The following is a 24,180-nucleotide window of genomic DNA, read 5'->3' as shown; positions in this document are numbered from 1 at the left end:
CAGGGTCCTTAGCTTTTCCTGATATTCCGGTTCCGGAAAACTAGCCTTGCTCCGGTCGGGCGCTCGGGGGATGCTGGGGAGCGCGATATTTTCATGGCGAGGAAGGACAACCGGAAGCGTGGCACCAGGACCGAGGCGCCGAAATGGTCGAATGAGGTGACCGGGATCATCCTGATTGGTCTCGGTCTGCTGGCGTTTCTGGCGGTGGTTTCCTTCACGGTCATGGACCTGCCGGTGTGGGGGATTGGCAAGGACATCGCGCCCGCTGCCGAGGCCCGGATGCCCCGCAAGAACCTGATCGGCGGGGTCGGCACCCTGCTCGGGCTGGCCCAGATCTTTCTCTTCGGAAAGGCGGGCTTCGTCGTGCCGGTGGCCTTGATCTGGTTCGGGGTGGTCAAGCTGGTCTTCGACGGCCGGCTGTGGCCGAGGACGATGATCGGCTTCGCGGTGCTCGCCATCGCCGGGGCGGCCTTCCTGCACGCCGGATGGGGCGAGCGGGGGGAGTTGATGAGTGCCGGGGGCGTGATCGGGAGGTTGATCGCCGGATTTCCGCCGAGGGTGGAGGAGCCGGGGTTCGATCCACGGCTGGTGCCGCTGATCGGGAAGTGGGGCACGCTGATCCTGACCAGCTGCGGGTATCTGGTGTCGTTGATTCTTCTCACCGGCCAGCGGCCGTTCCGGTTCATCAAGGGGACCTTCGGCCTGATTGCCGGTGGCATCCGGAAATTTCGCGAGCGGAGGAATGAATCGAAGGCCGACCGTGAACGCCGCGAGCGGATGGAGGCGGAGAAGGACAAGGAGAAGGAACGGCGACGCAAGGAACGGGAGGCGGCCCGGGAGGCGAAGCAACGGGAGAAGGATGCCGAGGCACCGCAGACCGAGTTGCCGCTGCGCGAAACCCCGGCCCCGCAGATCATCGATGCTTCGCAGCGGCGGGTCGATGCCCCGAAGCCCGGTGACAAGCCCTTCGAGCGGAAGAAACCGGAACACCAGTTCCTCTCGACCAGCGGCTTCGAGGACTACGAGCTTCCGGGATTCGACCTGCTCGATGACATCGAGGACGCCGAGGAGGCTCCCGAAGCCAACCGTGACCTGCTCCTGGCGACGCAGAAGAACATCGTCGACACGCTCCGCTCATTCGGCATCGAGACGAGTCCGGGCGACATCACCCGTGGCCCGACGATCACCCGCTACGAGATTTATCCGAGCGCCGGTCTGCGGGTGTCGCGCATCGCACAACTCGAGGCCGACATCGCCCGCGCGACCCGGGCCGAGCGGATCAACATCCTCGCGCCGATCCCCGGCAAGGACACGGTGGGCATCGAACTGGCGAATTCCAACAAGGTGGCGGTGCACCTTCACGAGCTTTTGCAGGATCCCGAGTTCCGCTCGGCGAAGAAGAAGATCCCGCTCGCGCTCGGCAAGGATGTCTATGGCAAGACGGTCATCGGCGATCTCGCCGCCATGCCGCACCTGCTGGTCGCCGGCGCGACCGGCTCGGGCAAGTCGGTCTGCATCAACTCGATCATCGCCTCGATGCTGTTCAAGTTCGGCCCGGACGAACTGCGCTTCATCATGGTCGACCCGAAGGTGGTCGAGATGCAGATGTACAACAAGCTGCCGCACCAGGTGGTGCCGGTGGTCACCGATCCGAAGAAGGTGGTCGCCGCCCTCAAGTGGGTCGTCAACGAGATGGAGAAGCGCTACCGCGTCTTCGCCAAGTGCGGCGTCCGGAACTTCGATGGCTTCAACAATCGCGTCCGGCCGGAAAAAGAGCAGCCGGAGGAGGCCCCCGAGCCGGAGCCGGAGGAGGAAGTCGATCAGGAGCAGATCGACGCGATCGCCGAAGCTCTGGAGAGCGGCGACCTCGGTCCCGAGGCCGAGGAACACGAGGAGGAGCCCGACGAGGAGGACATCCCGGACCGCTTCCCCTACATCGTCGTCATCGTCGATGAGCTGGCCGACCTGATGCAGACCGCACCGGCGGACGTCGAGATGAACATCGCTCGCATTGCCCAGAAGGCGCGCGCGGCGGGCATCCACCTCATCATCGCCACCCAGACGCCGCGGGCGGATGTCGTCACCGGCATCATCAAGGCCAACATCCCCTGCCGCATCGCCTTCCAGGTTTCCTCGCAGCTCGACTCCCGCGTGATCCTCGACACCAAGGGCGCCGACAAACTCGTCGGCAAGGGCGACATGCTCTACCTGCCGCCGGGCTCGGCGAAGCTGGAGCGGGCCCAGGGTGCCTTCGTCGCCGACGAGGAGGTCGAACGGCTGGTCAACCACTGCGCCGGCCAGGCCGACCCGAACTACGAGGAGGACGTCCAGGCCACCATCGAGAGCGGCGCTGCCGACGATGGCGAGGAAGAGGTTTCCGACGCCGACGAGGAGATGATCATCAAGTGCATCGACGTCGTCCGCCAGGAGCAGAAGTGCAGCACCAGCCTGCTGCAGCGCCGCCTGCGGCTCGGCTACACCCGCGCCGCCCGCATGGTCGACATCCTCGAGCAGCGCGGCATCGTCGGTCCCGGAGACGGCGCCAAGGCGCGCGAGGTGTATGTGAAGTGAGCGTGGAGTCAGGAGTCAGGAGTCAGGAGTCAGGAGTCGGGAGTCGGGAGTCGGGAGTCGGGAGTCGGGAGTTGGGAGTTGGGAGTTGGGAGTTGGGAGTTGGAACTCGGAAGGCCGGGGGACGACGCCGGAGGTGTCGAATGTTGGTAGCCGGTGGTTGAGCGAGGAACGAGCGACACCGCCGGACCAGGGAAAGCGAGAAAACCGCACCCCGGCAGGGGTGCCACAGGTTATGCCAACTCCGCCCGAATTGCCTCCTGCACTTCTTCGAGGTCCCTCCGGCTGTCAATCACGTGGGCGAATGGTTCGTCCTTGAGCGAGAGGAAGATGTCGCGGCATTTTTGTAGAGCGTCCCGCCTTTCGAACTCATTGGCGGCGTCACCGCGGGAACCAATCCGATCCAGCGCTCTGTCCACATCGAGATCGAGGATGAAAAGATGATCCGGCACCGGCGCGAAGGTCTCGTTCTTGCGCCGGATTTCCGTCGGGTCGAATCCCCGCACGCCCTGATAGGCCATCGTCGAAAAGTAATAGCGGTCGAGAATCACCACCTTGCCGGCCTCAAGGGAGGGTTGGATCAACTCGTCGACGTGCTGCTTCCGGTCCTTGAGGAAATACTCCAGTTCATCCTCCGCCGAGAGGCGCCCGGTCGAGGCCGACTCGCGCAGTTTCCGGCCCCACGGGCCGTCGGTCGGCTCGCGGCTGGTCACCACCTCCCGTCCCTGTTGCCCGAACCACTCCGCCAGCAGGCGGGACTGGGTCGACTTGCCGGTGCCGTCGATGCCTTCGAGGACGATGAACATGGCGGGAGACTGACCGAGCTGGGTTCCAAGTGAAAAGTTCCAAGTTCCCATCGAGCCCGCCAGCCTGGGTGGAAGGAGTGGCCCTGCGGCAAAGAGCGGGAAGTGGACCACCCGGCTTTACGGCTTCGACAACGAGTTCGCCTTTGATGTTTCCCAAGTGGATCCGACCGTGACCTACAAGCTCGTTGAGGCCACGGGCGAGATCCTCTACGAGCTGGCCCTCAGGCGCAGTGAGCTGACCCCTACCTAGAGGACTCCGGCTCGCGAAATGCCCCGGGCGTGGTGCCGAACTGCCGACGGAAGCGGGTGGCGAAGTGCTGGCTGGAGTTGAAGCCCACCGCAAAGGCGATGTCGGTGACGGGGCGTTGCGGGTCTTCCCTCAGCAGCCGTGCGGCGTGGGCCAGCCGAGTCCGACACAACTGGTCGGACGGGGTCGCGTTGAAGATCTCCTTGCACGAGGCGTTGAGATAGGTCGGACCGACCCGGCAGGCCCGCGCCATTTCGGCCACCGTCCAAGGCTCGGCGGCGATCTCGACGCTGGCCTCGAGACCGTGGAAGAAGCCCCGCACCGTCGGGTCGAAACCGTGCGGGTCGTTTCCAGGGTCGGTCGCCTCGCTGGCGATGATTCGGGCGACCGCGACCAACAGGTGGTTCACGGTGTCGGCGAGATGGGCGGCTTCCAGCGGACCGGAGTCCGCGAGGCGTCGGCAGGAATCCTCGAGAAAGGGTGTCAGTGACCGTCCTTCATCGACGGCATGGCAGCGGGGGCTGGCACGAAAGATCCGCAGTAGCTCGCGTCTGGACTCCGGGTCGGGTCCAATCCACTTCGGAAACTGCCACTGCTGGCCGTCCTTGCGGTTCTCGACATCGAGGATGAGCCAGAACATTCGGCATGGTCGGATTGCCGGGTCGCCGAGCCGGTGGCGCTGCCACGGGCGGGTGATGGTGATGTCGCCGGGGCGCAGCAGCACCGATTCACGGTCGGTGGCGAAGACCGTCTCGCCGTGCAGCAGGTAGCAGATCTCGATGCCCTCGTTGCGGTGCATCGGCAAGCCCCACGATTGGGGACCCACGGCATCCCAATAGCCGATGGTGCGGAGGCCGGGCAGGCGTCCGCGGCCGAGCGGCGTGCCGGGGTACTGGCCGCGGACGCGGGCCTCCATTTTGACCTCGCCGCGGGTGACCGCCTGCCGCAGGGGCTGGCAGTCGTCGGCTTGGTGCGCTGGATCCCCGGTGTTCATGAAAATTCGCGGTCGATGGGGAACGCGAGGCCGGAGGGGACCTGCTGGGATGCCGCCATGGCCACGTTCAAGATCGCGATCAATATGGAATTCTGTCGCTCGGCGGACAAGTCATTCGAGGCGGGGGTGAAGATCGCGTCGGAACTCGGCTACGAGTGGATCGAGCCGATGGTGCACACCGGCTGGGAGCTGCTCAGCGAGGTCGAATACTTTCACTCGTTCTCGATGGAGGAGGACCCACTGCTGATGAAGGAAATCTGCGACCGCCACGGCGTGAAGGTCGCCAGCCTTTCCGCGCACTCGCCCCTGATGAAGCCCGAGGCGGCGGTCGACCGCCTGACCCGCGCCGCGGTGCTGGCCACCTTCGTCGGCTGCGATTTCCTCAACACCGACGAGATGGTCAGGCCGGAGTGGATGGACGACGACTTCGCCCACGACACGATGCGCTACACCCTGACCCGCATCGAGCAGGTCTGCGCGCGTCATCGCAAGTACCTCTGCATCGAGCCCCACGGCATCTACACCGCGCACACCGACGGTCTGATGCGGATCGTCAACCTGGTCGATTCACCGTGGATCCAGGTCAACTGGGACACCGGAAACAGCTACCTCGCCGGCCTGGAGGATCCGTACGAGGCGCTGGAAAAGGTCCGCGACCGGGTCTTCCACATCCACGCCAAGGACATCTCGATGGAGCACAGCGAGCGCGAGAAGGGCAAGGTCACCGGAACGCCGGTGGGCTGCGCCTGTGGCGATGGAGTGGTCGATTGGGAACGGGTGATCCGGATCATGGAGCCGGTGGACCGCGAGATCTTCCTCAGCGTCGAATGCGGGACGATCGACGAAGCCGCGAGAAGCCTCGACTTCCTGAGGAAGCAGATCGGGGCCTGAAATCCATCTCCAGAGCCCGACCGGACCGCGAATTTTGCGAAAGACCTCTCCCATCATGCTGAATCCACAAGACGAAGCTCGCACAACCGTATCACCCCGACAGTGCATGAAACATCCCGCGCGACGTGAATTCCTGAAGCAGTCCGCCATGATCGCGGCCTTGCTCGGCACCCCCGGATTGCTGCGTGCAGGTGGTGGGACCGACGCCTGGCGGCCGAGACTCGCTCTGTCATCGGTGATGTTCTCCGACCTGTCGCTCGAGGAACTTTGTCGGCAGGCAGTGGAGCTGGGGTTCAAGGGAATCGACCTGTGGGGGCCCTTCGGCGATTGCCGCCATCTGGCCCGGGCCCGCGAACTCGGTGTTGATGAATTCCGCAAGCTGCTCCGGGCGCACGACCTCGAGATCGGTGCCTGGACGACCTACCGGACCAAGGGCCACGACGAGGGGTTTCCCGGCTTCGCCGAGTTCATCGGTGGCTGTGGCGGCGGGGTGGTGGTTCGCGAATCGAAGTATGGAAGCTTCGCCGCCGATCAACTCGACGCGGCCATGCGAGAGTTCTTCGCAGAGCTTCGTCCGGAGATCGAACTTGCCCGCAAACACAAGGTCCGCCTCGCGATCGAGAACCACGGCCACGCCCTTCTTGACTCCCCGCAGTCCTTCGAAGCGTTCAAGCGACACAACCCCGCGCCCGATGTCGTGGGCCTCGGCGTGGCGCCCTATCACCTGCAGAAGCGCAAGGCCGATGTGTCCGAGGTGATCGGCATCTGCGGCGACCATTTGCTGTTCTTCTACGCGTGGCAGTCGGCGGGCGGGACCAAGCAACTGCCCGGTCACGGGCCGGCCGACTTCGAGCCGTGGATGCGGGCCCTTTCCGCGGTGAACTATTCCCACTGGATGACCCCCTTCATGCACGGCGGACTGCCGCAGGACGAAATGGCGGCGGCGGTCGCCAAGGCCGTGGATTATCTCCGAAACGACGCAACTCCCAACGAACCATGAAACCAATCAGGCGAAGAGATTTCCTCAAAGGGGTGGCCGCGACCGGTGCGGCGGTCGGCTTCCCCACCATCGTTCCGGCGCAGGTCGTTGCCGGGCGGGGCCGGGTGATGCCCAACGACCGGGTGAATGTGGGGCAGATCGGCTGTGGCAACATTTCCGACTACTTCCACCGCAGCCAGCTCAGGCAGATGGACGACGTGCGCGTGGTGGCCACCTGTGACGCGTTCCGGTCCCGGGCGGTGACCCGCGCCAGCCAGTACAACAAGGACTACGGCAGCGAGGTCGCGACGGTGAACGACGACTTCCGCGAGTTGCTTGCGCGCGAGGATGTCGATGCGGTGATCGTGGCGGTGCACGACAACTGGCACACGCCGATGTCGATCGCCGCGGTGCGTGCCGGCAAGGACGTGTATTGCCAGAAGCCGCTGGCGCTCGACTACAGCCAGACCCCCATCCTGCGTGAGGCGGTCAGGAAACACGGGCGGGTGTTCCAGTTCGGCACCCAGTACCGTTCACAAGGGCGCTACCGGCAGATGGTGGAGCTGGTCCGCAACGGATACATCGGCGAGCTCGAGCGGATCGACGTGTGGAGCCGCAACGTCCACAACGACAAGGCGAAGTATCACGTCGCCCCCTACGGATCGACCGAGGAGGTGCCGGTGCCGGATGGCTTCAACTTCGATGCGTGGCAGGGGCCGTCGCCGATGGTGCCCTACACGGTGGACCGTTGCACCAACTGGGGCGGCTTCCATTGTCCGGAGACATCGCTCGGCTTCCTTGCCGGCTGTGCGATCCACCCGCTCGGCGTCGCGCAGTGGGGGAACCGGAGCGACGACACCAGCCCGGTTCGCTACGAGGGCACCGGCAACATCCCGGACGAGGGGATCTACCGCACCCTCGAGCACTGGGACATGAGCTGCGAGTACGCGAACGGCGTGATCCTTCGGCTGATGGACACGCGGGCCGCGCAACCGGTCGTCGCCGGCTATCACGACAAGGAATGGCGGGGCGACGACGGGGTCGTCTTTCACGGAACGGAGGGCTGGATCGGCAACATCTCCGGCGGTTTCGATGCGAGCGACCGCCGCCTGTGGAAAAACGAATTCAGGAGCGACGACGAACGCCTGCCGGTGTCGAAGGAGCACAACCGCAACTTCATCGACTGCGTGAAGTCGCGCGAGGAGCCGATCTGCCCGGTGGAAATGGCGATCCGCTGCGACGCCATCTGCCACCTCACCCGCGCCGCCGCGCTCACCGGCAAGGCGGTCGAGTGGGACCCGGAGAAGGAAAAGGTCGTCGGCAATCCCGAGGCCGCAAAAATGCTGGGCCCGCAACCCGTTCGCGAAAAGTGGCGGGTGTGCTGAGGGCAGGATGAGCGGGCACCCCGAGGGCGTGGGCGATCCGCTCACGGCGCTTGTCCACGCTGTGAACGCACGCCCGGCTGGATTGCCCTCGCTCCGCTCACGCCATCCCGACGTGCGCTCGCCGCCGCTCGCGATGGGATGCTCACGGCGCTTGTCCACGCTGTGAACGCACGCCCGGCTGGATTCGAACCAGCGACCATCCGCTTAGAAGGCGGGTGCTCTATCCAACTGAGCTACGGGCGCTTGCGCGGGCCGAGGGGTAGCTTCGATTCCGGGCCGAGACAAGACTGGAGGCGGGGAGCTTGATCTGATGAACTTACTCCCATGCAGGCCCAGCCCCCGCCTCAGATGCCCGCGCCGATGCCGACCCCGCAGTCCATCCAGGACGCGGAGCACCTTCGACTCCTGTCGATCTTCCACTACGTGATGGCCGGGCTCGCGGTCCTCGGGGCGTGCTTCGCCGCAATGTACGCCCTGATCGGCGTGTTCTTCGGGGCGATGATTCCGGTCGCCGCGACTTCCGGCGGTTCGGGTGCGGGAAGCAGTTCGGGGATGTCGCCGGCCGATGCGCGGGTCTTCGAGATGATGGGGTGGGTCTATGGGTTCTTCGGCGGTCTGGGGGCCCTGTACGCCCTCGGCCTGGCGGTGTGCCTGTTCCTCTGTGCGAGGAATCTGGCGCACCGGCGGAAGTGGACCTTCGTGTTCGTCATCGCCTGCATCCAGTGCATCAACATGCCCCTGGGAACGATCCTTGGCATCTTCACCATCATCGTCCTCCAGCGCCCGGGCGTGAAGGCGCTCTTCGATCAGCCCGACGCCGCTGGCGGGTCAATCGAGTGAGGCGTCCGCGCCCCTGAACCCATAGCGTCCGCCCTCGACCACGGTGTCGGGCGGCACGCGGGCTTGCTCAAAATGGTCGTGCCCTTCCTTGAGGTTTCTCCAGAATTCGATCCAGCGGTGGTTGGATGAGGCCTCCTTCATCCGGGCGTCGGTCATGCGGAAGGGGAAGAGGTGCACGCGGATGAAGCGCTGTCCTCCGGCGAGCGCGGCATCGCAGAGGGTGTAGATTTCCTCGATCCCGGGGTCGGTCATGGCCAGGCAGCCGATCGACACGCGGTTGCCGTGGATCATGATGAAGGAGCCGGTGCGGCCGTGGTGGCGGTCGTAGGTGTTCGGGTATCCGATGTTCATCGCCAGGTGGAAGCGCGAGTCGGATTTCAGCCCCCTACGGGAGAAATAGTAGAATCCCTCGGGAACCTGCCGGTCGCCCTCGGCGAGCTTGGGTCCGGGTTTTCCCGAAGTGGCGGCGATGGGGTAGGTGCGGAAGAGGACGAACCTGTCGGCACCGTCCGGCTGCATCCAGACTTCGAGCTCCTTTTCCTCCTTGAAGGCGCGAAGGAAGACCGGGTCGCCGACGGCCAGCCCGTGCTTCGCCAGGGCGGGGGCGAGCAGGGGTTTGACCCGTGCGGCGGCTGCCGCGGCGCGCTCGGGGCCGGGCAGTGAGCTGTCGACGGAGTCCTCCACGCGGGAGGGATCCTGGCCACGGCAGGAGGGAATGAGAAGGGTCGAGAGGAGGGCGAGAACGAGCGGCAGGTGTTGAGGCGGTGAAGTGGTCGGGCCAGCTGTTGAAGCGGTTCGGCGAGCCAAAGCTCGCGGTCCGTTTGAGGACTCGACGGGGCGGGAGGGCTTGGCTAGGGCTTCGGGCATGTCAGCAGCGATCGGGATCATCGGAGGGAGCGGGCTTTATGAAATCGAAGGCTTCGAGAAGTCGGAGGAACGCCGCGTCGAGACGCCTTTCGGTGAACCGTCGGACGTGCTGGTGGGCGGCGAGCTGGCGGGCCGTCAGGCGTGGTTCCTGCCGCGGCACGGTCGGGGTCATCGCTTGCTGCCTCATGAGATCAATCATCGTGCGAATTTGTGGGCCTTGCGAAGCCTCGATGTCAGGTTCCTCATCTGCGTGACGGCCGTGGGAAGCCTGCGTGAAGAATACGCGCCTCGCGACGTGCTGCTGCCGGACCAGTTTTTCGACCGCACCAGCCGGCGCGAGCATCACACCTTCTTCGGCCGTGGCATCGCCGCGCACGCGTCCTTCGGCGAACCGATCAGTGCCGGCCTGCGTGGCATCCTCAAGCAGGCACTCGATGCCGAGGGGGCGAAGGTGCACGACGGCGGGACCTACGTGAACATGGACGGCCCGGCCTTCTCGACGCGCGCGGAGAGCGAGGCGAACCGCCAGCTCGGGTTCGACGTGATCGGGATGACCAATCTTCCCGAGGTCAAGCTGGCCCGCGAGGCCGAGATCGCGGCGGCGACGATGGCGATGATCACCGACTACGATTGCTGGAAAATCGAGGAGGAGGCGGTGAGTGCCGGGTCGGTCATGAGTCATCTCCAGGCGAACGTGAGCCTCGCGAAAAGCGTGCTGGCACGGGCGATTCCCCTGGTGCCGGAGACCCCTGACTGGCCCGAGCACCGTGCCTTGGACGGTGCGATCATGACGGAAAAGGCCCGCTGGCCTGAAAAAACCGTCCGCAGCCTGTGGCCGCTGCTTCAGAGATTCGGATGACAATAAAGCAAGAAATGCGGACGTGACATTTCGGATCCGTCCGGCATAGTCCACCCATCTGATGAATCGCACTCAGCTTCAATTGCTAATGAAAGTCGCCCTCCACGCCCTCTGTTTCACCCTCCTCGGCATGTCGCTGGGAAGCTGCAAGAATGCCGACAAGAATCTGGCGGACGACGCTGTGAAGCCGGTCAAGAGCCAGGCCAACAATGCCTACCGGGCCCCGAGCACGAGGGGGCCGGTGCCGCGCAATCCGGACATGTCGCTTTCGTCGAGCTTCGGCAAGGATGCCGGCGTGACCTTCTCACGGGTGTCGGTTTCGCAGCCCTTCGTGGCGATGACCTTTGATGACGGGCCGCATCCGAGCAACACGCCGCGGCTGCTCGACATGCTGCGCGACCGCAACATCAAGGCGACCTTCTATGTGATCGGCCGGAACGTCGACATGTATCCGGAAATCACCCGCCGCATCGTGGCCGAAGGCCATGAGATCGGGAACCACACCTACACGCACGGCAACCTCACCAAGATGGGGGATGACTCGGTGCGCAACGAGTTGATGAAGTGCCGGGCCTCGATCGCCAAGGCGACGGGAGTCCAGCCGCGCACGCTGCGCCCGCCGTACGGGGCCCTGCTCCAGCGCCAGCGGACCTGGATCCACTCCGAGTTCAATTATCCGACCATCATGTGGTCGGTGGACCCGCGCGACTGGCAGCGCCCCGGGCCTTCGGTGGTGACCTCGCGCATTCTTTCCGGCGCGACACCCGGTGCGATCATCCTCGCCCACGACCTGCATGCGCCGACGGTGGATGCGATGCCGGCCACGCTCGATGGCCTGCTGAAAAAGGGCTACAAGTTCGTGACCGTGTCCCAGCTTCTGGCGATGAAGCCGAAGGAGGAAGCGCCGGCGCAGGCTTCGGTGACCCCGTCCAACCCCTGAGGGACCGAGGGCGGCTCCAATGGTCGGCGAGCGTCATTTCGCTGCACGGGATCGCTTGTTGGGCTGCTTTTCCCGGATCCGGGACCTGGCGGCGTCGAGCGGCGTCGAATGGCCCGACGAGTCCGGCAGCGCGAGGGAAAAACTCGCCCGGCCGATCCGCCTGGTGGTGCTCGGCGAGATCAATGCCGGAAAGTCGACCCTGCTCAACGCCCTGGTCGGCGCGGAACTCTGCCCGGCGGGGCCGCTGCCGACGACGCAGCGGACCACGCTCTACCGCCACGCGTCTTCCGAGCGGGCGACCGAAAGAAACGGCTGGCAGATCCTCGGCCGGCCGCTGGATTTGCTCAGGCGCTTCGAGTTGATCGATACGCCGGGCACCAATTCGGGGTGGAGGGACGGGGTTTTTGCGGACATCCCCCGTTTCGAGAAGGCGGACCTGCTGCTGGTGGTGTTTCCCTCCGGGAACACCTGGACGGCCGCAACCTGGGATCTCGTTTCGGCGCTGGGCGACGAGGCGCTGGAGCGCACCGCGCTGGTGGTCCAGCAGTCCGACCAGAAGTCGCCGGAGGATCTCCGGGTGATCGAGGGGCACATGCGCGACCTGTGCCTGAAGAAGGTCGGTCGCGAGTTGCCGATCGTGGCGGTGGCCGCCGGTCTGGCGCTGGAGGCGAAGCTGGACCCGCGCGAGGCCCGCAAGTCGTGGTCGGCGAGCCGCTTCGGGGCCTTCGAGGAGTTTCTCACGGCGACGGTCTGCGAGTCCCCGTCGCGTCGCTACCTGATCGACCGGACGATGCAGGAGGCGGGGGACCGCCTGCGCGACATCGAGTCGGCGCTCGATCGCCAGAGGCGGTCGATGGATGACGACGGCTGGTTTCTGGCGGGCCTGGAGCGCGAGGCCAGGCAGCTCAGGGACCTGGTGCTTGAGAACTCGCCGAAGACGCTGGCCGGAGCGCGTGGGCGCTACGAGAACGAGGTGGCGCGTCTTTCCCGGGCACTCGGCCGGATGCTGGGCGTGGGTCCGACGCTGTGGCGCTTGTTCGTTGGCGACGCCTCGCCGGCGCGGATCGAGGCGCGGTTGGCGGATGGATTGGGCGAAGCGATCCGGGACTTTGCCGCCGTGGATGCGGAGCGGCTGCTCGAGGAGTGCGAGGGCCACTGGAACGACGTCCGTCCGCGGGTGATCGAGCGGATGGGGCTGGATCCGGGCACCGCGGCCATCCATGGCGACGGGCGCGAAGCGAGCACCGGTCGCTTCGTGGCGAACGTCGCGAGGGCGGTTCCCGGGGTGCTGGGGCAGCTCCGGGTGCGGGCCTGTCTGGATTCTCCCCTGAGGGCCCGCAATCGACGTCTCCGGTTCCTGCTGGCGATGGTGCTGCTGCTGACGACGGCGGCGGGTGCGTGCGGGGCGCTGGGCATTGACCGCTGGGCGTGGCCGCTGGCCTTCGCGGCGGCGGGCATGGGTGGGGTGCTTCTTCTCTCGGCCTGGGTCAGCCGGATTCGGATCGTGGGTCAGACCCGCGAGCGCCTGCGGGATTCGGTCGGGCGTTTCGAAACGGCGATGCGGGAGGATTACGGCGAGGCGGTCCGGGCACTCTTCGATGAATACGCGAACGGTCTCATCGGCGTGCGCCGCCAGCTTGCCGACCGTCAGGAGACCTTGAAACCCCGCCAGGACCAGTGGGACCGGCTGCACCTCGAGTTGAGGTCCATCGAGCAGGACCATCAGCCGTGAACGAGAAACGGCCCGGAGGCGAACCTCCGGGCCAGGGAATGAAGAGCGGTGGACTCAGGCGTCGGGACCGCCGGGACCCGGCCGGCCTTGCGGACCGGGGCCACCCTTGCCGCGACCGGGGCCACCGGGACCGGGAGCGCCCTTGCCCTTGCCATCGCGGGCGCCGGGCCGGCGCATCGGGCGCGGCGGGATCTTCTCACCCGCGTCGATCGCCGCCTTGCGTTCCTCGGGGCTGAGGCGTCCGTCGCCGTCGGCATCGTATTTCCTGAGCATCTCCTCGCGCTTGGCCTTCATGGCCTCGCGCATCGCTTCGCGCTCGCCTTCATCGAGCTTGCCGTCGCCGTTGGTGTCGAACTTCTCGAGCATTTTCTCGCGCATTTGGCCGGCCCGTTCGCGGCGGGCCTGCATCGCGGCCTTGCGTTCTTCCTCGTTGAGCTTGCCGTCGCCGTCCTTGTCGAACTTCTCGACGATCTCCGGTGGCGGACCCCGGCGTTCGCGTTCCGGCTTGGCGCCGTCTCCGTCGCGGGGGGCGGCGGCAAGGGACCCTGCCAATGCCAGGGCCAGTGTGGTGGTGATTGCGTATTTCATGTCGTTGTTGTCTGGATGTTTTGGGAAACGGAGAATCCCGAATCTGCATCATGAAACCCGGCGCTTCGCAAAAGGTTGCGCGGCGGAATGCGCGGCGGAATGATTTGCCAGCGGGGACGCGGGCCGATTGGATGCCCGCACCTCAGCGCGATGACCTCAGTTCCCGCCAAAGACTCGAAGGCCCTGACCTTCGTCAAGCGCACCTCCAGCACGCTCGGACTCTGGGCGGTGGTGACGCTGGCGTTCGTCAGCCGGATCGGTTGGGCCTACGTGGCGCTGATCGGGCTGCTGGTGGTTCTGGCGACCATCGAGTATTTCCGGATGCTCAAGGATGGCGGCGTGAAGGGCTTCCCCGGCTACACGCTGCTGCTGACCATCGCCTACTCGGTCGGTCTCTACGCCTTCCTCCTGGGCGACGGTGTGCCGGTGTGGTTCGATGGTTTGGCGATCTTTGCCTCGCTAGCGGGTGCCTTTGTCCTCCAGTTGCGGCGACCCGTCGAGGGGCTGGGTTCGATCACCGGCGTGGCGATGAGCGTGTTGGGTTTCCTCTACATCGCCTTCTTCTTCAATTTCGGTGCCCGGGTGGTCTTCGCGGTTCCCGGACCGGGCGAGGTTCCCGGGGCGATGCTCCTGCTGTGGGGGATCGCGGTGACAAAGTTCACCGACATGGGCGCCTACATCGTGGGATCGGCCATCGGCCGCCACAAGATGTGTCCCCACATCAGTCCCGGGAAAACCTGGCAGGGATTTGGTGGGGCGATTGCCTTCGCCCTGCTCGCCGGATGCGGACTCTATGCCTTGTTCCAAGACGACATGCCGAACTTCTCGGCCGGCCTCCACGTGCTGGGTGGCTGGGGGCTGGTGATCGGGCTGAGCATCGCGCTGGCGCTGGTGGCGGTGGTGGGCGACCTGGCCGAGAGCGTCTTGAAGCGCAGCCTCTCCGTGAAGGATTCCGGACAGGTGTTGCCGGGCATCGGCGGGGCGCTCGACCTGATCGACTCGATGTGCTTCACGCTTCCGCTTCTCTACTTCTACGTGACATGGGTGACGGGATGAAGCGCAAGCGGGTGGTGCTGCTCGGGGCGACCGGGTCGATCGGATGTTCGACCCTGGAGGTCGCCCGTCAGCTTCCGGAGCGGATCGAACTGGTGGGGCTGGCGGCCCACTCGAATGTCGGCCGTCTGGCCGAGCAGGCGAGGGAGACGGGAGCGCGCCACGTGGCGATCGCCGATCCCGCCAAGGAAGCGGAACTCCGGAGTCTACTGCCCGCCGATGTCACCGTGCATGTGGGTGCCGAAGGACTCGTGGAACTCGCAACCCTGGCCGAGGCCGACGTGGTTCTGGTGGCGATCGTCGGGACCGGTGGCCTGCACCCGGCCCTCGCCGCGATCGAGGCCGGCAAGGATTTGGCGGTGGCCTCGAAGGAGATCCTGGTGATGGCGGGTGAGGTGGTCACCGCTGCGGCGGAGAAGCACGGCGTGTCCATCCTGCCGGTCGACAGCGAGCACAACGCGATTTTCCAGTGTCTCGACGGACACCGCGGTGGGGCCAAGGAGGTCTCAAGGCTCATCCTCACCGCCTCGGGCGGACCCTTCCGGCAGACGCCATCGGCGGAACTCGCGTCGGTCTCTGTGGAGCAGGCGCTCAAGCATCCGACCTGGGACATGGGCCGCAAGATCACCATCGATTCAGCCACGCTGTTCAACAAGGGGCTCGAAATGGTCGAGGCCCGTTGGCTGTTCGGCATCGGCATGGACCGGATCGACGTGGTGGTTCACCCGCAGAGTATCATCCATTCGATGGTCGAGTTCGTCGACGGCTCGGTGCTCGCTCAGCTGAGCCGCACCGACATGTGTTTTCCCATCCAGTATGCACTGACCTGGCCGGATCGGGTGCAGGGCGGCCTCAAGCCCTTGGACTTCGCCGGACTCGCGAAGCTGGACTTCGAGGCCCCGCGGCATGACGACTTTCCGGCCTTGGGCCTGGCGCGGCGGGCGGGACTGGCCGGCGGCACCCTGCCGGCGGTCTTCAATGCGGCGAACGAGGTGGCGGTCGATGCCTTCGTCGAGCGGAGGATCGGCTTCACCGATATCTGGAAGGTTGTGGGCGGGACGATGGACGCCCACGAGGTCCGGGATGCAGGATCGCTCGAGTCGGTGATCGCGGCGGATCACTGGGCGCGTGACGAGGCAGCGGCAGCTTGCCAAAGGACCGGAAAATCCTAAACTGGCGACAGTGAGGTTTGTTTCCTGTCTTCTGGCTTTGGCGTCGCCGGCATCGGCGGTGATCTTCTATGCCACCGCGGATCCGGCGCACAATCGCGAGGTGGCTCCCGGAGGGGCGCTGGCGGGCTCGGGCTGGCAATTTCAGGGTGAGTTCGGGGTGTATTCCGGCACGGCGATCTCTCCGAACCACTTCATCACCGCGGTGCACTTCGGGGTGCCGTCGAGCACCTTCGTTTCGAAAGGCTACTACAACGGCGGTTCCGACGTGACCTACACGGTCAATACGACCGCTTTTGCCGGCGTGGGCTACAAGGACATCACCGGCACGGATTTGCGGATCTACGAGATCAACGAAACTTTCGCTTCCTATGCGCCGCTCTACACGGGGACCGACGAAGTCGGCAAGGATCTGGTGGTGATGGGCCGCGGCACCCAGCGGGGGACCACGGTGACGCTCTCCGGCGACGACATTGGCTGGCGCTGGGGCACCGCCGATAACAAGGCCCGCTGGGGAACCAACCAAGTAGCGGCAACCGTCGCGCTTGGAGGAGCGGACTACCTCTACGCCACCTTCGACGCGGCAGCGGGTGGCGACGAGGCGCACCTCTCGAGCGGTGATTCCGGGGGTGCCGTGTTCATCCAGGATGGCGGGGTGTGGAAACTGGCAGGCATCAACTACGCGGTCGATGGCGACTGGGACTACAATGGCGTCGCCGACGGGAATGGATTCCGTGCCGCCCTCTATGATGCCCGCGGCATGTATGTGGGCTCGGATGCCGACGGATGGACCTTGGTGGAAGATGAAGGGGCACCGGAACCCAGCGGCTTCTACTCGACCCGGATCAGCACCTACTACGAGGACATCGCGTTGATCACCGGAATCCCGGAGCCGGGTCCGGTCGTCTTGCTGCTGCTGGCTGCTTTACTTGGCATCGGGCATCGCCGTCGTTGACGCCGGGCGGGGGATGGTCTCCCATCGCGCGGATGGCGCGCGACAAGGAATCGAGGTTCTCCACCGAGGGGCTGCGGTGGGTCTTCTCCTACCTGCGGCCGCATGGGCGGGTGTTCGTGCCCTCGATGATCGCGCTGCTGACCACCGCGGCGCTCTCGCTGGCGTTCCCGTGGTTCATGAAGGAACTCTTCGGCGGCACCATCGACGATCTGCGGCGGGGGGTGCCCACCGAGGAAATCCTCAGCTCGGCAAATCGGACGATCGGCTGGCTGCTCGGAGCGCTGGCGCTTCAGGCGGTGATCGGCTTCTTCCGTGTCCAGGGATTCATCCGCTCGGGAGAAGCGGCGTTGAACGACCTGCGCAACGACCTTTTCGGCCGCCTGCTGCACCTTCCCGTTTCGTTTTTCCACGAGCACCGGGCCGGCGCGTTGAGCACGCGGGTGGCGGCGGACCTCGCGACCGTGCGCGAAACCCTGATGAGCACCCTGCCGCAGGCGGGTCGCCAGGTCGTGGTGCTGACCGGGTCGCTGATCCTGGTCTTCGTCATGTCGTGGAAACTCTCGCTGGCCATGCTCGCCTGCGTCCCCTTCGTCGTGCTGGCGGTGGCCCTGGCCGGACGCAAGGTGAGGAACTACTCGAAGGACGCCCAGGACTCGCTGGCCGAGGCCGGGACGGTGATCGAGGAGAGCGTGCAGTCGATCACCGAGGTCAAGGCCTTCACCAACGAGGAGTTCGAGCGCCGGCGCTACTCCAGCGCGCTGGAGGACTTCTACCGGGTGACCCTTCGTGGTGCCTTCGCCCGGGCGAGCTTCCTGGCGTTCGTGATTTTCGTGATGTTCGGCACCATCGCCGGGGTGGCCTGGCTGGGGGTGCGCATGGCGGTGCGCGGCGACATCAGCCAGGAAGAGCTTACCGGATTCGTGCTTTTCAGTGTCTTCGTCGGGGCGTCGCTCGGGTCGATGCCGGAGATCGTCTCGCAGATCCAGGCGATGACGGGTGCCACCGAAAGATTGCGCGAGATTCTGGGCGAGGCCGCGGAAGGCGAAGGGGGCGAGGTGGTCGAAAGTCTGGAGGGTCGGGTCGCCTTCGAGGGCGTGCGTTTCCGCTACCCGTCCCGGCCGGATCACGTCGTGCTCGACGACGTGTCCTTCGGGGTCGAGCCGGGCCAGCGGGTCGCCCTGGTCGGTCCCTCGGGTGCGGGGAAGTCCACGGTGTTCACCCTCGTCCTCGGCTATCACCGGCCGGAGGCTGGGAAGGTGCTTTTCGACGGGCGGGACGCAACCGCCCTCGACCTGCAGTCCCTGCGCCGCGGCATCGCGGTGGTGCCGCAGGAGGTCATGCTCTTCGGCGGGACGATCCGGGAGAACATCGAGTACGGTCGCCCCGGCGCGTCCGCGGAAGAGGTCGAGGAGGCGGCGAAGCAGGCGAACGCCCACGAATTCATCCTCAACACGGACGCGGGCTACGACACGGTGGTCGGCCCCCGGGGCGTGAAGCTCTCGGGCGGGCAGAGGCAGCGGATCGCGATCGCCCGCGCCATCCTCGCCGATCCCCGCATCCTGCTCCTCGACGAGGCGACCAGCGCGCTTGATGCCGAGAGCGAGCGCCTGGTGAACGAGGCGCTCGAACGGCTGATGCAGGGCCGGACCAGCCTGGTGATCGCGCACCGGTTGTCGACTGTGCGCCACGCCGACCGCATCCTCGTGATGCATCACGGGAAGGTGGTCGAGAGCGGCACTCACGACGAGTTGATGGGGCAGGGCGCCACCTACCGCATGCTGGTCGAGACACAGCTGAGCTGAATGGAACGCCGGTGCTGAAACCGGCCGTCGGGATGCCGGTTTCATAACCGGCGCTCCATCGCCTCCCCAAGCAGCGCCTGGTAGCGGGCCAGCTCGGCCTCGTAGACCGCGGCCAGGTCCGGGTCGGGATCAATCCGTGAATCGGCGGCCGGCTGGCAGAATGCCGCGGTGAGCTGCGCGAGATCGTTGCCGCAGGCATGGGCGGCCCGGATGGCAGCGCCGAGAGCGGCACCATTGGCCACGGCAAAGCGCTCGACAGGCGCCTGGAAGATGTCGGCGATGAGTCCGGCGATGCCATCGTTTCCGGAAGCACCACCCGTCAGACGGATCAGTGTGGGCTTCTCACCGAGCCACTGCGAATGAAGCCGCATGTTGAGGAACTGACCTTCGAGCAGCGCGCGGACCTGGACTTCCGGCGGGGCGTCGTCGCTGAAATTCCTCACCGGCCCGGTGAAGTCATGGCGCGGCGTGATCTCGGGGCCGAAAAAGGGCAGCATGATCCTTCCCTCGTTGCCCGCAGGCGTCTTGCCCAGGCCGGCGACGTCGAAATCATCCCAGCCGAGGCCGAGATCATCGCGCAGTTGCTCCCGGGCCAGCGAGCCGTTGCGAAAACAGATCAGCGACATGAACCCGCCGGCCGGATTGCCGAAGACGTGGCCGAAGCCGGCCGGATCGGTGACCGGCTCGGACATCGCCGCGAAGAAGGTGTCGCTGGTGCCGAGCGAGATGACGAAGGTGCCGGGCGAGGTGGCGCCCATGCCGACGAGTGAGGAAGGATTGTCGCCGGTGGAAAGGATGACCTTGCAGCTACTGGAGAGGCCGTATTTCGAAGCAAAGTAGCCGCTGATCTCCCCGGCGGCGGTCGCGGATGGAGCGGTGGCGGGGAGCTTGTCCCCCAGGCCGGGAGCGGTGGCATCGAGAAGGTCGGAGTCCCACTCGAGAGACCGCAGGTTGAGAAGGTTCATGCCCGCGCCGTCGCCATGGTCGATGGCGATGTTCTTGCCGGCCAGGATCGAACCGACGAAGGAGGACACGAGGTGGATGACGGCGGTCTTCGAGTAGGCTTCCGGGTCCTGCTTGAAGAAACGCCGGATCTGCGGGCCGGTGAAACGCTCGATGGCGACGGAGCCGGAGCGCCGGCAGACCTCGTCGTCGCCGCCGACGGCGTCGGCGATTTCGCGGCACTCCGCGCCGGTGGCGGTGTCCATCCAGATGGGCGAGGTGGCGCGGCTGAGGGCGGGGGAAAGCTGCTCGACCAGTGACGACCCGGAATCGAGTCCGGCCAGGCGCCCGGCGAAGGAGTCGTCGAGGTAGACCGATCCGTGCTGCTGCCCCGAGCAGGCCACGGCGTCGATCGTTCCGAGGTCGGTCCTCTCCGCGAGACGGGAGAAGAGCAGGTCGATCGCCTCGATCCACATCCGGGGATCGGCATGGACCTCGCCGTCAGGTCCTCCCGGGATGAAGCCGCTGGGGCTTCTGTACTGCGGCAGGTCCGTGCCGAAGTTGACGGACTCCTCGTGAACGATTCGACCGGATGCCGGATCGATCACGAGGGCGGAGAGCGACTGGGTCGAGGAATCGAGGCCGAGGAACATGGTGGAAGAAAAACAAACCGAAGCGCGCCCTGCCAGTGGGAAAGCAAGGCGGGGAGAGTCGGCATCCTGCCGACTGGTTTCCGTGCGGGTTTCCTCCTCGCATACGGAGACCAGCCCCTTGTGTTGGATCAGCCTGAGGATGATCTCGATAACAAGATGATCTTCAAGATCATCGTCACCGATCTGATCCCCGATCAGAGAAGCTCCTCACGCAGTGCCTCGAAGAGATCGTCTTCGGGCGGCGGTTCCGGTGGATGGTCCTTCATTCGTCGCCAGGGGTTTCCCGACATTCCGTGAGCGACTTCCCGGCGGTCTCGCTCCAGTGCTGGAGGAAGAACTTCTTCTCGTCGGTCAGGAGCCGGTCGGAGCGGCCGAGGATGGGTCTCAGCGAGGTGGTCAACTGGAGGGTGACCAGCAGGAAGATCACGCACCAGATGGCGATGGGTCCGCGCTGGCGGGCGCCTTGGACCTTGAGGGCCGTGGTGGCGAAACGGAAGGCGAAGCCCAGCGCGACGAGCCAGGAGCCGATCGAGAGCGTGCCCATGAAACCGAAGGAACTGGTTCCCTGGGTGAAGATCCAGACGGCGGGGGCGAAGCCGAGCAACAGGAGTCCGGCCAGGGCGAGGGTGGCACCGAGCAGTGAGGCGAGGCGTCCGGCCGAGGCGGTCGAGCCCGCGAGGCAGGAAAAGATGTAGAAGCTCGGGAAGCAGATCAGCCCGGCGAAGATCAGGCCGACACCGAGCTTGAGCGGCGCGGCCCAGAGCTGTTCGTGATAGGCGAAGGTCCCGAGGACGAAGCCGAACACGAGAATGGCCACGAAGGCCATGATGGCGAGACGACCAAGGGTCGCCGGGGTGTCGATGCTCGGGTGGCCGGCCAGATCGGCGGGCCGCCGGAGCAGGGCCTCGAAGAGGTTCCGGATGTCGATGCGGTCCGGCAGTGGTTCGAGCCGGGGTTCCGGTTGGGGCGTGGGTTCCGGAGCGGGAACGGGTGGTGGCGTGGGGTCGTTGGTGTGGGTCATGGTCTTGTGTGGCGTGGTTGGTTGAGGCGGAGGTGCATCCAGTAGAAGAGGCCTCCGAGAATGAGTAGCAGCACGAGAAATCCCGGGAGTCCCGGGACGGAGTCGAAGAGCAGGCGGTTGAGGGACGCCCACACGGCTTCGTAAAAGCTGCCGCGCATCGGGTGGTCGCGAAGGAAGGCGACCTCGAGCCTTGGCGAGCCGAAGAAGGGCCGCAGGATCCACGAGAACTGGGCCCCGATGAAGGCGTTGCCGGCGATCCATGCGCCGAGGGTGGCCAGAGCGATCCGCCGGGTCCGGCAGTGCTGCTCCAGCAGGCGGCGGAGGCGCAGCAGGCCGATGCAGCCGGCAATCGCGATCAGCGTGGTGTGGGAGAGCAGGTAGCCGGCGTGGGCGGTCGTCGCCTGGGGTGAGTCCGGCGGCGGGGCATTGAGTGCGAGGAAGAAGGTGACGGGCGCGATCGAGCCGAGGACCAGGGCGCTGATGGCGAAGGCGCTGAGCAGCGCCTGGAGGGATTGGCGGAAGCCGAGGTCGCTGCCGAGCAGTAGGCCCAGCATGCCGTTGAGGAGCCCGTTGCAGCCAAGGGTGCAGGCGATGAGCAGCGGCATCTTCACCGCGACGTAGAGGCCCATGACCGGCGACCGCCAGAACCCGACGGTGAACCCGTAGAGGGCGAAGCCCATCGCCGTCACCACCGCCGCCCGACCAAGGTCGCGCGCCCCGGCACGGGCGAGGGTCTGGATGGGTGGATCGAGGAGGTCACGCATTCGAGTGGCTTCATTTCCACGGGAGGGGATGAAGTCGTGATGCGGGATTCTCGAAATCGCGGTGATGTCCTGATGAAGGGATCCACCCGGGACGCAAAAGCGCCCTTTCCGGCGGGGCCGGAAAGGGCGCTTGGAGAAAGTGCGGGATCAGTTGGTGCCCTTGTCCTTCTTCTTCTTGTCGGGATTCGGGGCCTTCTTCTGCGGCTTGAACTCCTCGGGGCTGAGTTTCCCGTCGCCCGTCTTGTCTTTCCTTTCGAAGGCCTTCGCGGCCTTTTCCGGATCCTTGGCTCCCTTGGTGAACTCGTCCTTGCTCAGGAAGCCGTCACCGTCGGTGTCCTTCTTGTTGAAGGCCCTGGCGGGGTCGGGCTTGCCCTTCTTGGGGGCGTCCGGGGCTTTTTCGGCGAAGGCGACCGAAGTCGCGGCGAGGCCGAGGGCGATCACGAGGGATGTCGTGGTTCTCATGGTGTTTGGTTTGTCATGTGGTTCCGTCGCGGCGCTGCCGCACGGAAAATGACCCGGCGGCAGGGGCCGCGGGCCGAGGGGAAAACCCCGGTGGAGTCCAGAAGTCGCCCACGAGGTGAAAAATTGTTCCATGCGCGATCCCGAAGGTCCTGAAGTGCCCCGGCGTCGGCTTCCGGACGGCACCGTCACGAGCCGAGTTCCGCGTCCCTTGCCTTATGCGGCTCGTGAACCGCCCGCCTGGGGGATGGAAAGAATGGCCCGGGTGCCGGTGGGTTCGACGGGCTCCAAGGCGATGCTGCCGCCGTGAAGTTCGGCGGCTTCCTTGACCAGTGTCAGGCCGAGGCCGGTGCCCTTGCGGCCGGCCTTGAACTGCCGCAACGAGAAGAATCGATCGAAGACCTTCTCCTTTGCGTAATCCGGAATGCCGGGGCCGCGGTCCTCGATGGTCAGGACGATGGCATCAGCGGTGCCGAGCGACACCCGGACGGCTGCGCCCGCCGGCGAGAAGTCGATGGCGTTCTCGAGCAGGTTGGTGATGGCGGCGCGAAGGATGAAGGCATCGCCGCACAGCGCCACCGGGTCCTCCGGAAGCTCCGGCTCGAGCTCGACGCCTGCGAGTTCGGCCATGGGCCGGGCCTGGTCGATGGCGCGCAGGGTGATTTCGCGGAGGTCGACCTCGCCGGCATCTTCGAGGCCGGTCCGGCCCTCGAGGGCGGAAAGTTCGAGCAGCCGGTTGAGCAGCCGGTCGGCGCGCAGTGTCTCGGCCCGGATGTTGTCCATGAACCGTCGCCGGTCCTCTTCCGGCATGTCCTCATCGAGCAATTCCGCCGCGCCCCGGATGGCGGCGAGCGGGCTCTTCATCTCGTGGGTGAGGTTCTGGACGTAGCGCTCCGCATACTTGCGGCCCTCGAGCGCCTCGCGCATCGACTCGAGCGCGCGGGCGAGGGTGTTGACCTCGCGGCCGGCTCCGAGCGGCGGAAGCGGGGGTCGTTTGCCCTGCTCGATGGCGTGGGCGTAGTCGGTCAGACGGCTGATCGGCCGATATTGCCAGATGAAGACGGCGGTGACGAAGCACAGGATGCCGCCGCCGATGAGCCCGGTGCCCCACCAGATCTCCGCGCGGCGGCGGCGGACGATGGGAAAGACGTCGGCCTGCGGCTTGGTGACGGTGAGGACGCCTGCCGGGTCGGCCGGGTCGCCGATCGGCGCCGCGACGTGCAGGACGGACGTGAGAGGGTCCTCCTTGTTGGTCCGGCTACTGCGGGCACCGTATTTCCCGTCGAGCGTGAGCACCACGTCCCGCATGTCGGAGAGGTCCCGGCCGACGCGGCGTCCGCGGTCGGAGTCGAAGATCACGATGCCCTCGGCGTCGGTGATGTAGCAGTCGATGCCGACATGACTCTTGAGGTGCTCGAAGATCCGGGCTTCGAACGCGCGGCCGTGCGCCTTGTCGAAGGCGTCGGCCAGTGGCCCGGGATCGAGATCCTCACCCACCATCGATGCCAGGACCTGGGCGGTGTCGATCATGACCTCCTCGGTGGCCTGATAGGTCCGTGGTTCCACCGCCTCGAGCTGCTGGCGCAGCAGGAAGTAGAAGCCCACGCCGATCACGAGGGCAATGGCGATCAGCGTGAGGCGGGTCAGGCGCATGGTTCGAAGTTCC

The 24,180-nt window shown here is 65.9% G+C and carries 21 protein-coding genes and 1 tRNA gene; 12 read left to right on the top strand and 10 right to left on the bottom strand.

The window, feature by feature from the left end; translation table 11 throughout:
- Positions 1–93: 93 nt before the first annotated feature.
- Entirely contained in the window at positions 94–2,571 is a 2,478-nt protein-coding gene (locus ACG2LG_RS09640; RefSeq protein WP_396258485.1) for a DNA translocase FtsK 4TM domain-containing protein, read from the top strand.
- A 230-nt stretch (positions 2,572–2,801) separates the two neighbouring features.
- On the opposite strand, the gene tmk is transcribed toward ACG2LG_RS09640, so the two are convergent.
- Complete coding sequence (gene tmk / locus ACG2LG_RS09635) at positions 2,802–3,374, bottom strand: dTMP kinase (protein ID WP_396258483.1); 573 nt, start codon at positions 3,372–3,374, stop codon at positions 2,802–2,804.
- A gap of 242 nt (positions 3,375–3,616) precedes the next feature.
- Positions 3,617–4,615, bottom strand: a complete 999-nt coding sequence (locus ACG2LG_RS09630) for a helix-turn-helix domain-containing protein (protein ID WP_396258481.1) — start codon at positions 4,613–4,615, stop codon at positions 3,617–3,619.
- Positions 4,616–4,672: 57 nt separating this feature from the next.
- Between ACG2LG_RS09630 and ACG2LG_RS09625 the strand changes: the two genes are divergently transcribed.
- The 3 genes from ACG2LG_RS09625 (at position 4,673) to ACG2LG_RS09615 (ending at position 7,870) form a co-directional block, all read left to right on the top strand.
- Positions 4,673–5,506 (top strand): sugar phosphate isomerase/epimerase family protein, encoded by an 834-nt coding sequence (locus tag ACG2LG_RS09625; protein WP_396258480.1) that lies wholly within the window; start codon positions 4,673–4,675, stop codon positions 5,504–5,506.
- 106 nt (positions 5,507–5,612) lie between these two features.
- Entirely contained in the window at positions 5,613–6,506 is an 894-nt protein-coding gene (locus ACG2LG_RS09620; RefSeq protein WP_396258479.1) for a sugar phosphate isomerase/epimerase family protein, read from the top strand.
- Positions 6,503–7,870 (top strand): Gfo/Idh/MocA family oxidoreductase, encoded by a 1,368-nt coding sequence (locus ACG2LG_RS09615; RefSeq protein WP_396258477.1) that lies wholly within the window; start codon positions 6,503–6,505, stop codon positions 7,868–7,870. The genes ACG2LG_RS09620 and ACG2LG_RS09615 overlap by 4 nt, the downstream gene beginning before the upstream one ends.
- Positions 7,871–8,039: 169 nt before the next feature.
- Here ACG2LG_RS09615 and ACG2LG_RS09610 read toward each other — a convergent pair.
- A tRNA-Arg gene (locus ACG2LG_RS09610) sits at positions 8,040–8,113 on the bottom strand.
- A gap of 81 nt (positions 8,114–8,194) precedes the next feature.
- Here ACG2LG_RS09610 and ACG2LG_RS09605 point away from each other — a divergent pair.
- Positions 8,195–8,710 (top strand): hypothetical protein, encoded by a 516-nt coding sequence (locus ACG2LG_RS09605; RefSeq protein ID WP_396258476.1) that lies wholly within the window; start codon positions 8,195–8,197, stop codon positions 8,708–8,710.
- On the opposite strand, the gene ACG2LG_RS09600 is transcribed toward ACG2LG_RS09605, so the two are convergent.
- Positions 8,699–9,394, bottom strand: a complete 696-nt coding sequence (locus ACG2LG_RS09600) for a murein L,D-transpeptidase family protein (RefSeq protein ID WP_396258475.1) — start codon at positions 9,392–9,394, stop codon at positions 8,699–8,701. The two genes, ACG2LG_RS09605 and ACG2LG_RS09600, sit on opposite strands and share 12 nt — an antisense overlap.
- Before the next feature lie 181 nt (positions 9,395–9,575).
- Here ACG2LG_RS09600 and mtnP point away from each other — a divergent pair, with 181 nt between their 5' ends.
- The 3 genes from mtnP to ACG2LG_RS09585 all read left to right on the top strand — a co-directional run bounded on the left by mtnP (position 9,576) and on the right by ACG2LG_RS09585 (position 13,108).
- On the top strand, positions 9,576–10,436 hold the full coding sequence (gene mtnP, locus ACG2LG_RS09595) for an S-methyl-5'-thioadenosine phosphorylase (RefSeq protein WP_396258473.1): 861 nt from the start codon (positions 9,576–9,578) through the stop codon (positions 10,434–10,436).
- 88 nt (positions 10,437–10,524) lie between these two features.
- The gene (locus ACG2LG_RS09590; RefSeq protein ID WP_396258471.1) at positions 10,525–11,376 is read left to right on the top strand and encodes a polysaccharide deacetylase family protein; all 852 of its coding nucleotides are present in this window, start codon (positions 10,525–10,527) and stop codon (positions 11,374–11,376) included.
- 58 nt (positions 11,377–11,434) lie between these two features.
- Positions 11,435–13,108, top strand: a complete 1,674-nt coding sequence (locus ACG2LG_RS09585) for a dynamin family protein (RefSeq protein WP_396258469.1) — start codon at positions 11,435–11,437, stop codon at positions 13,106–13,108.
- A gap of 54 nt (positions 13,109–13,162) precedes the next feature.
- Here ACG2LG_RS09585 and ACG2LG_RS09580 read toward each other — a convergent pair whose 3' ends face one another.
- A complete protein-coding gene (locus tag ACG2LG_RS09580) occupies positions 13,163–13,696 on the bottom strand; it encodes an EF-hand domain-containing protein (RefSeq protein ID WP_396258467.1) in 534 nt (177 codons plus the stop codon).
- Positions 13,697–13,846: 150 nt separating this feature from the next.
- On the opposite strand from ACG2LG_RS09580, the gene ACG2LG_RS09575 reads away from it, so the two are divergent.
- The 4 genes from ACG2LG_RS09575 to ACG2LG_RS09560 are packed head-to-tail and all read left to right on the top strand — an operon-like array spanning position 13,847 to position 18,675.
- Positions 13,847–14,752 carry a phosphatidate cytidylyltransferase gene (locus ACG2LG_RS09575; protein ID WP_396258465.1) on the top strand — a complete coding sequence of 302 codons (906 nt, stop codon included), beginning with the start codon at positions 13,847–13,849 and terminating at the stop codon, positions 14,750–14,752.
- Positions 14,737–15,921, top strand: coding sequence for a 1-deoxy-D-xylulose-5-phosphate reductoisomerase (locus ACG2LG_RS09570; protein ID WP_396258464.1), 1,185 nt, complete (start codon positions 14,737–14,739; stop codon positions 15,919–15,921). The genes ACG2LG_RS09575 and ACG2LG_RS09570 overlap by 16 nt, the downstream gene beginning before the upstream one ends.
- A gap of 10 nt (positions 15,922–15,931) precedes the next feature.
- Positions 15,932–16,873 (top strand): hypothetical protein, encoded by a 942-nt coding sequence (locus ACG2LG_RS09565; protein ID WP_396258463.1) that lies wholly within the window; start codon positions 15,932–15,934, stop codon positions 16,871–16,873.
- 32 nt (positions 16,874–16,905) lie between these two features.
- A complete protein-coding gene (locus tag ACG2LG_RS09560) occupies positions 16,906–18,675 on the top strand; it encodes an ABC transporter ATP-binding protein (protein WP_396258461.1) in 1,770 nt (589 codons plus the stop codon).
- Positions 18,676–18,716: 41 nt separating this feature from the next.
- Here ACG2LG_RS09560 and ACG2LG_RS09555 read toward each other — a convergent pair whose 3' ends face one another.
- From ACG2LG_RS09555 to creC, 5 genes are all read right to left on the bottom strand, one after another.
- Entirely contained in the window at positions 18,717–20,270 is a 1,554-nt protein-coding gene (locus ACG2LG_RS09555) for a xylulokinase (protein WP_396258459.1), read from the bottom strand.
- Positions 20,271–20,532: 262 nt separating this feature from the next.
- Positions 20,533–21,291, bottom strand: coding sequence for a hypothetical protein (locus tag ACG2LG_RS09550; protein WP_396258458.1), 759 nt, complete (start codon positions 21,289–21,291; stop codon positions 20,533–20,535).
- On the bottom strand, positions 21,288–22,055 hold the full coding sequence (locus tag ACG2LG_RS09545; RefSeq protein ID WP_396258456.1) for a hypothetical protein: 768 nt from the start codon (positions 22,053–22,055) through the stop codon (positions 21,288–21,290). The genes ACG2LG_RS09550 and ACG2LG_RS09545 overlap by 4 nt, the downstream gene beginning before the upstream one ends.
- Positions 22,056–22,202: 147 nt before the next feature.
- A complete protein-coding gene (locus ACG2LG_RS09540; RefSeq protein ID WP_396258454.1) occupies positions 22,203–22,517 on the bottom strand; it encodes an EF-hand domain-containing protein in 315 nt (104 codons plus the stop codon).
- 213 nt (positions 22,518–22,730) lie between these two features.
- The gene (gene creC, locus ACG2LG_RS09535) at positions 22,731–24,167 is read right to left on the bottom strand and encodes a two-component system sensor histidine kinase CreC (RefSeq protein WP_396258452.1); all 1,437 of its coding nucleotides are present in this window, start codon (positions 24,165–24,167) and stop codon (positions 22,731–22,733) included.
- Positions 24,168–24,180 lie beyond the last annotated feature (13 nt).

Source organism: Haloferula sp. A504 (assembly GCF_044385805.1).
Lineage (GTDB): Bacteria > Verrucomicrobiota > Verrucomicrobiia > Verrucomicrobiales > Akkermansiaceae > Haloferula.
This window is presented reverse-complemented; position numbering and strand designations above follow the sequence as displayed.

Excerpts from the sequence above, each read along its gene's own strand:
- ACG2LG_RS09640 (WP_396258485.1), top strand. The coding sequence starts at position 94 with ATGGCGAGGAAGGACAACCGGAAGCGTGGCACCAGGACCGAGGCGCCG.
- tmk (WP_396258483.1), bottom strand. The coding sequence starts at position 3,374 with ATGTTCATCGTCCTCGAAGGCATCGACGGCACCGGCAAGTCGACCCAG.
- ACG2LG_RS09630 (WP_396258481.1), bottom strand. The coding sequence starts at position 4,615 with ATGAACACCGGGGATCCAGCGCACCAAGCCGACGACTGCCAGCCCCTG.
- ACG2LG_RS09625 (WP_396258480.1), top strand. The coding sequence starts at position 4,673 with ATGGCCACGTTCAAGATCGCGATCAATATGGAATTCTGTCGCTCGGCG.
- ACG2LG_RS09620 (WP_396258479.1), top strand. The coding sequence starts at position 5,613 with ATGAAACATCCCGCGCGACGTGAATTCCTGAAGCAGTCCGCCATGATC.
- ACG2LG_RS09615 (WP_396258477.1), top strand. The coding sequence starts at position 6,503 with ATGAAACCAATCAGGCGAAGAGATTTCCTCAAAGGGGTGGCCGCGACC.
- ACG2LG_RS09605 (WP_396258476.1), top strand. The coding sequence starts at position 8,195 with ATGCAGGCCCAGCCCCCGCCTCAGATGCCCGCGCCGATGCCGACCCCG.
- mtnP (WP_396258473.1), top strand. The coding sequence starts at position 9,576 with ATGTCAGCAGCGATCGGGATCATCGGAGGGAGCGGGCTTTATGAAATC.
- ACG2LG_RS09590 (WP_396258471.1), top strand. The coding sequence starts at position 10,525 with ATGAAAGTCGCCCTCCACGCCCTCTGTTTCACCCTCCTCGGCATGTCG.
- ACG2LG_RS09580 (WP_396258467.1), bottom strand. The coding sequence starts at position 13,696 with ATGAAATACGCAATCACCACCACACTGGCCCTGGCATTGGCAGGGTCC.
- ACG2LG_RS09575 (WP_396258465.1), top strand. The coding sequence starts at position 13,847 with ATGACCTCAGTTCCCGCCAAAGACTCGAAGGCCCTGACCTTCGTCAAG.
- ACG2LG_RS09570 (WP_396258464.1), top strand. The coding sequence starts at position 14,737 with ATGGGTGACGGGATGAAGCGCAAGCGGGTGGTGCTGCTCGGGGCGACC.
- ACG2LG_RS09560 (WP_396258461.1), top strand. The coding sequence starts at position 16,906 with ATGGCGCGCGACAAGGAATCGAGGTTCTCCACCGAGGGGCTGCGGTGG.
- ACG2LG_RS09555 (WP_396258459.1), bottom strand. The coding sequence starts at position 20,270 with ATGTTCCTCGGCCTCGATTCCTCGACCCAGTCGCTCTCCGCCCTCGTG.
- ACG2LG_RS09550 (WP_396258458.1), bottom strand. The coding sequence starts at position 21,291 with ATGACCCACACCAACGACCCCACGCCACCACCCGTTCCCGCTCCGGAA.
- ACG2LG_RS09545 (WP_396258456.1), bottom strand. The coding sequence starts at position 22,055 with ATGCGTGACCTCCTCGATCCACCCATCCAGACCCTCGCCCGTGCCGGG.
- ACG2LG_RS09540 (WP_396258454.1), bottom strand. The coding sequence starts at position 22,517 with ATGAGAACCACGACATCCCTCGTGATCGCCCTCGGCCTCGCCGCGACT.
- creC (WP_396258452.1), bottom strand. The coding sequence starts at position 24,167 with ATGCGCCTGACCCGCCTCACGCTGATCGCCATTGCCCTCGTGATCGGC.